This is a genomic window from Comamonas sp. GCA5 (assembly GCF_036541385.1).
Taxonomy (GTDB): Bacteria; Pseudomonadota; Gammaproteobacteria; order Burkholderiales; family Burkholderiaceae_C; genus Comamonas; species Comamonas aquatica.
Genome location: NZ_JAZHFR010000034.1, coordinates 24756 through 34444, shown reverse-complemented (window position 1 = coordinate 34444; position 9689 = coordinate 24756). Strand labels below are relative to the sequence as shown.

General features: G+C 62.8%; 11 protein-coding genes. 1 reads left to right on the top strand and 10 read right to left on the bottom strand.

Features of this window, described 5'->3' with window-relative positions; translation table 11 throughout:
• From SJH88_RS10175 to SJH88_RS10135, 9 genes are all read right to left on the bottom strand, one after another.
• On the bottom strand, window positions 1–510 hold a 510-nt coding region (locus SJH88_RS10175), incomplete at its 3' end, for a tellurite resistance TerB family protein (RefSeq protein ID WP_274754395.1).
• Window positions 507–1148 (bottom strand): hypothetical protein, encoded by a 642-nt coding sequence (locus SJH88_RS10170; protein WP_274754394.1) that lies wholly within the window; start codon window positions 1146–1148, stop codon window positions 507–509. The genes SJH88_RS10175 and SJH88_RS10170, both read right to left, overlap by 4 nt.
• 191 nt (window positions 1149–1339) lie before the next feature.
• A complete protein-coding gene (locus SJH88_RS10165; protein ID WP_274754393.1) occupies window positions 1340–1936 on the bottom strand; it encodes a hypothetical protein in 597 nt (198 codons plus the stop codon).
• 208 nt (window positions 1937–2144) lie between these two features.
• Complete coding sequence (locus SJH88_RS10160; RefSeq protein ID WP_274754392.1) at window positions 2145–2753, bottom strand: DUF938 domain-containing protein; 609 nt, start codon at window positions 2751–2753, stop codon at window positions 2145–2147.
• A 181-nt stretch (window positions 2754–2934) separates the two neighbouring features.
• Window positions 2935–3336, bottom strand: a complete 402-nt coding sequence (fosX, locus tag SJH88_RS10155; RefSeq protein ID WP_260675180.1) for a FosX/FosE/FosI family fosfomycin resistance hydrolase — start codon at window positions 3334–3336, stop codon at window positions 2935–2937.
• Between the two features lie 7 nt (window positions 3337–3343).
• A complete protein-coding gene (locus tag SJH88_RS10150; RefSeq protein WP_045266503.1) occupies window positions 3344–3592 on the bottom strand; it encodes a Pathogenicity locus in 249 nt (82 codons plus the stop codon).
• A gap of 607 nt (window positions 3593–4199) precedes the next feature.
• Window positions 4200–4391, bottom strand: a complete 192-nt coding sequence (locus tag SJH88_RS10145; protein WP_274754391.1) for a hypothetical protein — start codon at window positions 4389–4391, stop codon at window positions 4200–4202.
• 199 nt (window positions 4392–4590) lie between these two features.
• Window positions 4591–5133 (bottom strand): hypothetical protein, encoded by a 543-nt coding sequence (locus tag SJH88_RS10140; RefSeq protein ID WP_274754390.1) that lies wholly within the window; start codon window positions 5131–5133, stop codon window positions 4591–4593.
• Between the two features lie 235 nt (window positions 5134–5368).
• Entirely contained in the window at window positions 5369–6922 is a 1554-nt protein-coding gene (locus tag SJH88_RS10135) for a fumarate hydratase (RefSeq protein ID WP_234688049.1), read from the bottom strand.
• Window positions 6923–7359: 437 nt separating this feature from the next.
• On the opposite strand from SJH88_RS10135, the gene fumC reads away from it, so the two are divergent.
• Window positions 7360–8772, top strand: a complete 1413-nt coding sequence (fumC, locus tag SJH88_RS10130) for a class II fumarate hydratase (RefSeq protein WP_260675178.1) — start codon at window positions 7360–7362, stop codon at window positions 8770–8772.
• Window positions 8773–8847: 75 nt separating this feature from the next.
• Here the strand turns inward: fumC and SJH88_RS10125 are convergent, their stop codons facing one another.
• Window positions 8848–9645, bottom strand: coding sequence for a transporter substrate-binding domain-containing protein (locus SJH88_RS10125; RefSeq protein ID WP_274754389.1), 798 nt, complete (start codon window positions 9643–9645; stop codon window positions 8848–8850).
• Window positions 9646–9689 lie beyond the last annotated feature (44 nt).

Here is a 9689-nt window from a genome sequence, read left to right as displayed (position 1 = left end):
CGCCGGATGCGGCACGCTGGCCCCGGCGGGCAGCTGGATGCCGGACTCGGGGGCGGCGGCCTGCAACGGGGCATCGGCCACGGCACGGGCCTGGGCATCAAAACCGGCACCAGCGCCCGCCACAGCTGCGCCAGCAGCTACGGTTGCAGGAGCGATGGATGCCGCCTGGGTCGCCGCGCCAGCTCCGGCCAGGCCCAAGGCCTGGCGCAGCTGGGCCAAAAATGCATCTTCCTTGGGGCTGGTGTGGCCGTCGGCATCGCACACGCACACCGCCATTTCATAGGCCAGCTGCCGGGCCTCGCTGCTGGTCAGGCGCGCTGCGGCCGAGGCCAGGTCCACGCGGCGCAGCAGCACCTCCTGGTACAGGCCGGGCAGGTTGACGCCCTGTGTGCCCGCCAAGCCTTCGGCCACGTGGCGGATCTGCTCGCGTTCGCGCTCGTGTTTTTCGCCATCGGCAAACGAGGCCAGCAGGCACAAGGTCAAGGTGGCGCGGATTTCGTCGTGTGTCATGGTGCTCGCTGCAAGGATGGTGTCGGCAAAGCGGGTTGGAGTGCCGCAGCGGCCTGCGGGTTCCCCGGCTCGGGGCCATCAGTGGATGGGGGCGCCGGCCGCACCAGGCGCAGGCCCAGCACTTCCATGCCCAGGGCGGAACGCCGCAGCAGCACGGTGGCCGGCAGGGGCTGGGCGGGCCACTGCACCAGTTGCTCGGCGTCGATGCAGAACTCGAACAGCGGAAACCGGATGCCCTCGATCTTCAGCTGGTGGCGGCAGCTGTGCTTGGCACTGCTGCGGTGGGGCTTCACCTGCGTGGCCTGCTGGCTGGGCACGCCCCACAGCCGCGTGTACAGACTGGGCAGGGTGATGGCCAGGTCGATCCACAAAACGGCGGCACAGAACACCAGCACCAGCACGCCCATGGCCCAGCGCTTGACCGGTCCATAGGTCAGCCAGGGGCCAGACGGCGCCCAGGCGCCGCGTGCCCGCAGGCGCCACAGCCACAGGCCATGCACCGGCAACAGGGCGATCGACAGATACAGCGCCCCGCGCATGGCATCGGCACTAGGCACAAAGCTGCGCTGCAGCAGCAGGGGCACCAGCGCCCCCAGCATGACCAGCAGCACCCAGCTGATCCAGATTTTTTTGGCCACCACCGTCCCGGGCGGCCACAACCACCGCTGCCAGCGGCCCGATGTCGACACCAACAGCCCTTACCTGGACGGCTGCGCCGGTGGGCTGGGCGGCAGCTTGCCCTGCATGCCGGTGATCGCGTCCTGGAAGCTCTTGAGGTACTTGGCCCGCGTTCTTTCGGCAATTGCTGCCCACTCCGAGGGGGGCTGGCTCAGCGATGCCGCGGTGCGTGCCCCGGCCGCGACTGCGGATCGCGCGCGGCCTGCACGGCCTGCATGCCATGCAGGTTGATCCAGTGCGGATCGTAGTCGTAGGGGGTCTTGCGGTCCCAGGCCACAACGTTCGCGATCAGGTCCAAGGCCCGGTCCAGGTCCTGGAACAGATAGCGGTTGATCGGCGCGCCGTAGGTCTGGTTCAAGGCATCAACCGCCTGCCGGGTCGTGGGGTCGGTGCTACGGTTGACATCGAAGCGTGCACGCAGCTGGCCGGCATAGAACCAGAACGCGGCCTCGTGGTAGAGCTTGGCCTTGAACAAGACCTGCGACATCGCATACAGCACCGGGGGTTGGAAACGCTCGGGCGCGGCACGCACGCGCTCCAGCGCAGCCTGCTGCTGCTCCGCGCTGCCCTGGGTCAGGATCTGCAGCATTTCCTGGGTCTGCCGCGTATCGATGTGGGCATACACCCCTTGCGGTACCAGCACCTGCCCGGCGGAAACGCCGGCGGGCAAAGGCTCCAGCGTGTGGGCCTGCGCCAGCACCGCCGCGCCCAACAACAGCCCCACCCCGACCCTGATTGTGGTTGTCACTCCCATCCCCGTCTCCTTGTGCCATCCCTGCACAGGCCGGCTGGGCGCTGTCAGACAACGTCCCGACCCCTGTAGGCTCGCATCTTAGGGGCAGGCCTGCGCCAACGCACGGTATTTACCACTGATCACAATTGCCAGGCCCCTCGGCCCTGCCAGCGCTGCCGGATTCAGAGCATCTGGCGCAAGCTGGGCAAGGGCTGGATGGCTATCAAGCGTGCTTCTCAAACACCAGGGTGCGGTTGTTGGCCGGCATGGCGTGGTCATCGCGCAACAGCAGCCCCTGCTGCTGCGCCAGCGCCACCACGGCCTCCTGGTCGCGCAGGCCGCTGGCTGCATCGCGCGCGCGCAGGCTGGCATCGAAGGCACGGTTGCTGTCGCTGGTGTAACGCCCGCCATAGTTGAACGGCCCGTACACCGCCAGCACCCCGCCAGGTGGCAGTTGCTGCCCCACCAGCGCCAGCAGCTGCTGCACCTGCGTCCAGCCCATGATGTGCAAGGTGTTGCTGGTGAAGACAGCGTCGAAGGGGCCGTCATCCGTCTGTGGCCAGGCGGTGGCACCGCCGATCTCCAGCACCAGCGGTGCGCGCAGGTTGGGTGCGGGCTCTGCGGCATGCCAGGCCTGGATGCTGGCGTGGTGCTGGGGCAGATCGCTGGTCTGCCACACCAGGTGCGGCAGGCGCGGCGCAAAGTACACGCTGTGCTGGCCGGTGCCGCTACCGATTTCCAGCACGTGGGTGCGGTCGGCCAAGGCGTGCTGCAGCACGGCCAGGATCGGCGCCTGGTTGTTGGCGCAGGAGGGTGCGAAGACTTGGCTCATACCGCGCATCTTGGCACGAAGCCCTTGGAATTGAACGCTTCAGGTGCTTTCAGCCTCTGGCGCTGACTGGACAAGCGCTGACAGCTCTTGTTTTTAAAGCCGTGACAGCACCCGGCAGGGCCCGGGGACTGCGCCCTGCGGCCGGGCTGCCGGCCACGCCAGGGACTGCCCGGCGCGCACTTCACTGCGCATAACGCGCCAGCCGCTGGGCCAGGGAGCCGGCATGCAGCTCGAACAGGTGGTTGTCGTAGTCATGGAAGTACAGCGACAGGCCCTCGCCGTCGACACGCGGGCGCGCCGGGCGGATCTCGGCGCCCAGGGCCTGCAAGGCGGCGGCGTAGGTGGGCACATCGGCCTCGGCCACCTCGAACGCCACATGGCGGTAGGAGCGCACCGTCGGCTCGCCCTCCATGAAGGCCAGCCACACGCCGCCCAGCAGCAGGAACTTTTCGCGCGACAGCGAGAAGTTGCGCCCCTGGCTGTCGTAAACCTCGGTCGCCCCCAGGCCCTCGACAAACAGGCGTGCCGTGCGCTCCACATCGCGCACGATGAACGTCAGGTGGCTGATGCCCAGGACCGCCATGCGCGCCTCACTGCCCGGGGCCTTGGCGCGACTGCGCCAGGGCAATCGCCGCCTGGATCGCCGCCCGCGCCTGGGGGCTGTTCTTCCAGCAGCTCGACCCCACGATCTCCGAAGCCTTGGCCGTGATGTCCAGGGCATTCGCCCTGCTCAGGTGGGCCAGGGTCTGAAAACCCATCTGTTCCAGCCGTGCCACCACCGTGGGCCCTACACCCTTGACGGCCAGCAAGGCCCGGCGTTCTTCCAGCGAAAAAGGCATTCCTCTCCCTCTCAAAAAAGTCACAGGGCCGGCCGCCCTTGCCGTGGCGGTGCCCCTGGCGCACGGCGGTCCCATCCCGTCGACATATCCCGCCATCTCCGGCCTGTGTTGACCCCCCCTCAGGCGCGGCGTCCGAAGGCGGCCGCCTTGTCCAGCCACCGGGCTGTCCAGCTGGCTGGGGCATTGTGCACACGGCCAATGCAGGTGATGCGTACGGGCCGGATACCGCAAAACTCCAGGATGGTGCGCCGTATCTGGTTGTTGCCGGGGTTGCGGTAGAAGAGCCGAAAGTACCACGGCGGGGCTTCGGCGCCCAACTGCCGCTGTTGTATTTACTTTGCTGCTGGCTGTACTTGGCATCATGCAGGGGCTGGCCCATCTGCGAAGGCCAAAGGGGCAGGGTGGACAGCCGCGTCGGGCTTGAATCCGTCATGGCAGCCGCTTCCGGCCCTTGCAGGGCGCTAGCGCTGCTGCTGGGGTAGCTGCTTGGGAGATTGCCCAGACTGCTGTCGCCGCTTGTCACTGGGCTGGCCTGGCTGCTGGTCGGGCTGTTGCGGGTTCACTTAGTTCTGCGGGTTGCGTTGCTGTTGCATGGCAAAAGACTCCTTCAGGGTAAACGACAGGGTCGGTGGGCCGTGTGGCTGGCGTCATGCACCGAGACTCTGTTGCGCCACTTGCGCACGGTACCTATGCCAATGCCGTATTGCTGAGCCAACTCTCGATCTGTACCGCTGGCTTGCTGCAATGCCAAGCGCGTGGCAGGTGTGGTCATGGCGTTCTTATGAAGGGAGATCAGCATGGCAACTCCTTGGCACAGGCTTGCCATGTTGCCAGAACTGCTTGCAGTACCTCTCGGCTATGCAGCAACGGACGCTTGTTTTTAAGTAGCCAATCATCCGGGACCTGACAAGTAGCCAATCGTCCGGGACCCGACACATATACAGAAATATTTTTAAAATAAATAACTTTTATTCATAGAATACATTAAGTTACTTTTATTAAAAACTTGGAGATACTTTAGGTGAAAGTGAAGAATTTTTAATATCAAAAGAATATTCATTTATTAAATCTGAAATTGATGAAATTTCTTGATTTTTTGAATAAGGAGAAAGTATTACATTATTTATTAAAATATTTAAATTTACATGAACATATTCACCAGGTGTGGTATTTTTTGTATTCATATCAAACATCCCCATGTTATCTTCTGGTGCTCTTTGATATATTGCCCTGAATTCACTCTCGAACTCAAATTCTTTTCGCTTGAAAAAGAATTGATTAATTGCATCCGGCATAGGAGTCCATTCATTATCAAAATCCTTGTATTGAACTGGGCCCAGTCGCGTTTCATTATCAAGCACAGAGACCAGTTGTCCAACCGTAGAACAGATTGCTATTGATTTCTCTGTTGTAGCATAAAGACGCCACATTGCATCTGATTCAAAGTCGCTCATATGCCAGCAACTGATAAATGTCCATTGTTTTATCCGCTTCATGAATTCGGCTCTATATTTCATGGTTTCCTCTGTGACATCAGGCATAAATTCTCCTCTAAGGTACTTATTGACATGCGAGACTGAGCCTTCGTAGGGATCCATAAAATTATCAGCTCTTGAAAAAACAAACCATTATTGGAAATCATTTTATTGAATTTATCTAAATTCATATATCGCCATATTTTTTGTTTTAGAAATTCATTTGTATCCATCATGTTAATCTCTTAGGTAAAATAAAAGCCGCCCGAAGGCGGCTTTTAGCGCTAAATCAGGTTAGTGATCAAACACCAGCCACTTCAATGCCCTTGAATTCGCCGGTCGCGATCTTTTCCTTCCAGATCGCGGGGCCGGTGATGTGGGCGCTGGTGCCGCCGGCATCCACGGCCACGGTCACGGGCATGTCGACCACGTCGAATTCGTAGATGGCTTCCATGCCCAGGTCTTCAAAGCCGACCACCTTGGCCTGCTTGATGGCCTTGGACACCAGGTAGGCGGCGCCGCCCACAGCCATCAGGTAAGCGCTCTTGTGCTTCTTGATGGCCTCGATGGCGACGGGGCCGCGCTCGGACTTGCCGATCATCGAGATCAGGCCAGTCTGGGACAGCATCATCTCGGTGAACTTGTCCATGCGGGTGGCGGTGGTGGGGCCGGCAGGGCCGACCACTTCGTCGCGCACGGGGTCCACGGGGCCGACGTAGTAGATCACGCGGTTGGTGAAGTCCACAGGCAGCTTTTCGCCCTTGGCCAGCATGTCTTGGATGCGCTTGTGCGCAGCGTCACGACCGGTCAGCATCTTGCCGTTGAGCAGCAGGGTGTCGCCGGGCTTCCAGCTGGCGACTTCTTCCTTGGTCAGGGTGTTCAGGTCCACGCGCTTGGACTTGTTGTAGTCGGGTGCCCAGTCGATCTTGGGCCAGCTGTCCAGCGACGGCGCTTCCAGGTACACAGGGCCGGAGCCGTCCATCACAAAGTGGGCGTGGCGGGTGGCGGCGCAGTTGGGGATCATGGCCACGGGCTTGGAGGCCGCGTGCGTGGGGTACATGTTGATCTTGACGTCCAGCACCGTGGTCAGACCGCCCAGACCTTGGGCGCCAATGCCCAGGGCGTTGATCTTCTCGAACAGCTCCAGACGCAGCTTTTCCACGTCATCCAGCTCTGCACCGCTGGCAGCCTTTTGCTGCAGCTCGTACATGTTCAGGTCTTCCATCAGGCTTTCCTTGGCCAGCAGGACAGCCTTTTCCGCCGTGCCGCCGATGCCGATGCCCAGCATGCCAGGGGGGCACCAGCCCGCGCCCATTTCAGGAACCGTCTTGAGCACCCAGTCCACGATGGAATCGCTGGGGTTCATCATGATCATCTTGGACTTGTTCTCGGAGCCGCCGCCCTTGGCCGCCACGGTCACGTCCACCTTGTCGCCAGGCACGATCTGCACATTGATCACGGCGGGGGTGTTGTCCTTGGTGTTCTTGCGCTTGAAGTGGGGGTCGGCCACGACGGACGCGCGCAGCGTGTTGTCGGGGTGGTTGTAGCCGCGGCGCACGCCTTCATTGATGGCGTCTTCCAGGCCCATGGTGAAGCCTTCCCACTTGACGTCCATGCCCACCTTCAGGAACACGTTGACGATGCCGGTGTCCTGGCAAATGGGGCGCTGGCCGGTGGCGCTCATCTTGGAGTTGGTCAGGATTTGCGCCATCGCATCCTTGGCCGCAGGGCTTTGCTCGCGCTCATAGGCACGGGCCAGATGCTGGATGAAATCCGGTGTGTGGTAGTAGCTGATGTACTGCAGGGCACCTGCGATCGAGTCGATCAGGTCCTGCTGGCGGATGGAGGTCGTCATCGTGAAGCTTCTCTGTTGTGGGTGCGCAGGGGCTGCGCGCGGAAAACCTGCTGATTATCCCCGCTAAGCCCGCAGCCGGTAGGCCAAAGCCGACAAGTCTTATAGAGGACTTGGGGCGCGCCGCAGCTTACTGCAAGCCGCTGTCCGGGTGCTGACCACGTGGTTCTGCAGATTTTCAAAAACCATAGCTGCCTGCGCGCTTGCAGATTGCGCTAAAGGCCGATTTACCTCGACACTCACAGTCCAACTCCTGCCACTGTGGCCGCGCAGCATTCCGTGGCAAGGCACGCCAATGAGAATGGCTTTCATTGACTGGGTTAGCATGGTGGCATGCTTTGAGGCTGGCTGCACGCGCATGCCAGCGTGTTATGCGGCCCCCGTAGCCAGATCGCCTCCAGCCAGCTGCGCCGCCTTGTTGATCTTCAAGGAGTCCCCCCATGACCAGCCCTTCGCACCCCAGCCCGGCCACCCGCCTGGAAAAAGACACCTTCGGCCCGATTGCCGTGCCGGCCGACAAGCTCTGGGGCGCACAGACCCAGCGTTCGCTGCAGAACTTCGACATCAGCGGTGAACAGCAGCCGCGCGAAATCATTGCCGCCCTGGTGCAGGTGAAAAAGGCATCGGCCACGGTGAACTGCACCCTGGGCCTGCTGGATGCCAAGAAATCCCAGGCCATCAACGCCGCGGCCGATGAGGTGCTGGCCGGCCAGCACCCGGGCGAATTCCCGCTGGTGGTGTGGCAGACCGGTTCGGGCACCCAGACCAATATGAACGTCAACGAGGTGCTGGCCAACCGCGCCAGCGAGCTGCTGGGCGGCGAGCGCGGCGAGTCGCGCCTGGTGCACCCGAACGACGACGTGAACAAAAGCCAGTCCAGCAACGACGTCTACCCCACGGCCATGCATGTGGCGGCGGTCACGGCCATCGAGCAGAAGCTGCTGCCGGCGATGGCCCAGCTGCGTGCCACGCTGCAGGCCAAGAGCGAGGCGTTGGCCGGCATCGTCAAGATCGGCCGCACCCACCTGCAGGACGCCACGCCGCTGACGCTGGGCCAGGAGATCTCCGGTTGGGTGGCCCAGCTGGCCCACGGCGAAAGGCATGTGCGCGCCGCCCTACCCCATCTGTATGAGTTGGCCCTGGGCGGCACCGCCGTGGGCACGGGCCTGAACGCGCCCAAGGGCTATGCCGAGGGCGTCGCGGCCGAGCTGGCCCAGCTGACCGGTTATCCGTTCATCACCTCGCCCAACAAGTTCGAATCACTGGCCAGCTGCGACGGTCTGGTGCACGCCCACGGCGCGCTCAAGACCCTGGCCGCCAGCCTGATGAAGATTGCCAACGATGTGCGCTGGCTGGCCAGCGGCCCGCGCAGCGGCCTGGGCGAGCTGTCGATCCCCGAGAACGAGCCCGGCTCGTCCATCATGCCGGGCAAGGTCAACCCCACCCAGTCCGAAGCCATGACCATGCTGTGCGCCCAGGTGTTTGGCAACGATGTGGCCATCAACTTTGGCGGCGCCAGCGGCAACTTCGAGCTGAACGTGTTCCGCCCACTGGTGGCGCACAACTTCCTGCAGAGCGTGCGCCTGCTGGCCGATGGCATGGTCTGCTTCAACGACCACTGCGCCGTGGGCATTGAGCCCAACCGCGCACGCATTGCCGAGCTGGTCGGCCGCTCGCTGATGCTGGTGACCGCGCTCAACCCCCACATCGGCTACGACAAGGCCGCCTACATCGCCAAGAAGGCGCACAAGGAAGGCAGCAGCCTGCGCGATGCCGCGATCGCCAGCGGCCATGTGACGGCCGCGCAGTTCGACCAGTGGGTGGTGCCGGAGCACATGGTCGGCAACCTCTGAGCCTCGGACCAACGCGGTCACAAAAAAGGCAGCCTGCGGGCTGCCTTGTCGATGGCCGGGTTCCGGCGCTCTGGCTCACTCGGGCAGGTTGCCCAAAGGCCGGCCCAGGTACTTTTGCGAGATGGCGTTCAGGCTGCCATCGGCCTTGGCGGTGCGCAGGATGATGTTCACTTGGTCCAGCAGCTCCTTGTTGCCCTTGGCCACGCCGATGAAGCACGGCACATCGGTCAGCAGCAGCTTGTATTCGGTGTCCAGCTTGGGGTTGCGCTGCATGGTCAGCCCGGCCACGGCGGCACTGTGGGCCAGCACCTGGCTTTGCCCGGTGACGAAGGACGCGATCGTGGCCGTATCGTCCTCGAAACGCTTGATCTGCGTGCCGGCCGGCGCCAGCTTGGTCAGCGCATCGTCCTGCAGTGAGCCGCGCGTCACGGCCACGCTCTTGCCAGCCAGATCACTGAACTGGTGGATGGTCAGCCCCTTGGCGGCATAGATGCCGGAGAAGAATGGCGCATAGGAGATGCTGAAGTCCACGACCTTCTCGCGCTCGGGGTTCTTGCCCATGGAGGAGATGATCAGGTCCACCTTGCCGGCCTGCAGCGCCGGGATGCGGGCAGGCGACGTCACCGTGACGATGTTGAGCTTGACGCCCATCTGCTTGGCGATCAGCTCGGCCGTGGCCACGTCCGAGCCCTGGGGCTTGAGGCTGGCATCGATGAAGCCATAGGGCGGGTAGTCGGTCTGGATGCCGACGTTGAGGGTCTTGCGCGCCTGGATTTCGGACAGCGGGGCCGCATGCGCGGCCGTGGCGAGGGCGCCCAAGCCCCAGGCGGCCATGGTGATCAAGGTGGTGCGGCGAGACAGGGAAAAAAGCATGACAGGCTCCGGAGGTGAAAAGCGGCCCGGCGCTGCACGCTGGT

Bases quoted from the DNA above. Each gene is read 5' to 3' on its own strand.
- SJH88_RS10160 (WP_274754392.1), bottom strand. From the start codon at position 2,753: ATGAGCCAAGTCTTCGCACCCTCCTGCGCCAACAACCAGGCGCCGATC.
- fosX (WP_260675180.1), bottom strand. From the start codon at position 3,336: ATGGCGGTCCTGGGCATCAGCCACCTGACGTTCATCGTGCGCGATGTG.
- SJH88_RS10150 (WP_045266503.1), bottom strand. From the start codon at position 3,592: ATGCCTTTTTCGCTGGAAGAACGCCGGGCCTTGCTGGCCGTCAAGGGT.
- SJH88_RS10145 (WP_274754391.1), bottom strand. From the start codon at position 4,391: ATGCTGATCTCCCTTCATAAGAACGCCATGACCACACCTGCCACGCGC.
- SJH88_RS10140 (WP_274754390.1), bottom strand. From the start codon at position 5,133: ATGCCTGATGTCACAGAGGAAACCATGAAATATAGAGCCGAATTCATG.
- SJH88_RS10135 (WP_234688049.1), bottom strand. From the start codon at position 6,922: ATGACGACCTCCATCCGCCAGCAGGACCTGATCGACTCGATCGCAGGT.
- fumC (WP_260675178.1), top strand. From the start codon at position 7,360: ATGACCAGCCCTTCGCACCCCAGCCCGGCCACCCGCCTGGAAAAAGAC.
- SJH88_RS10125 (WP_274754389.1), bottom strand. From the start codon at position 9,645: ATGCTTTTTTCCCTGTCTCGCCGCACCACCTTGATCACCATGGCCGCC.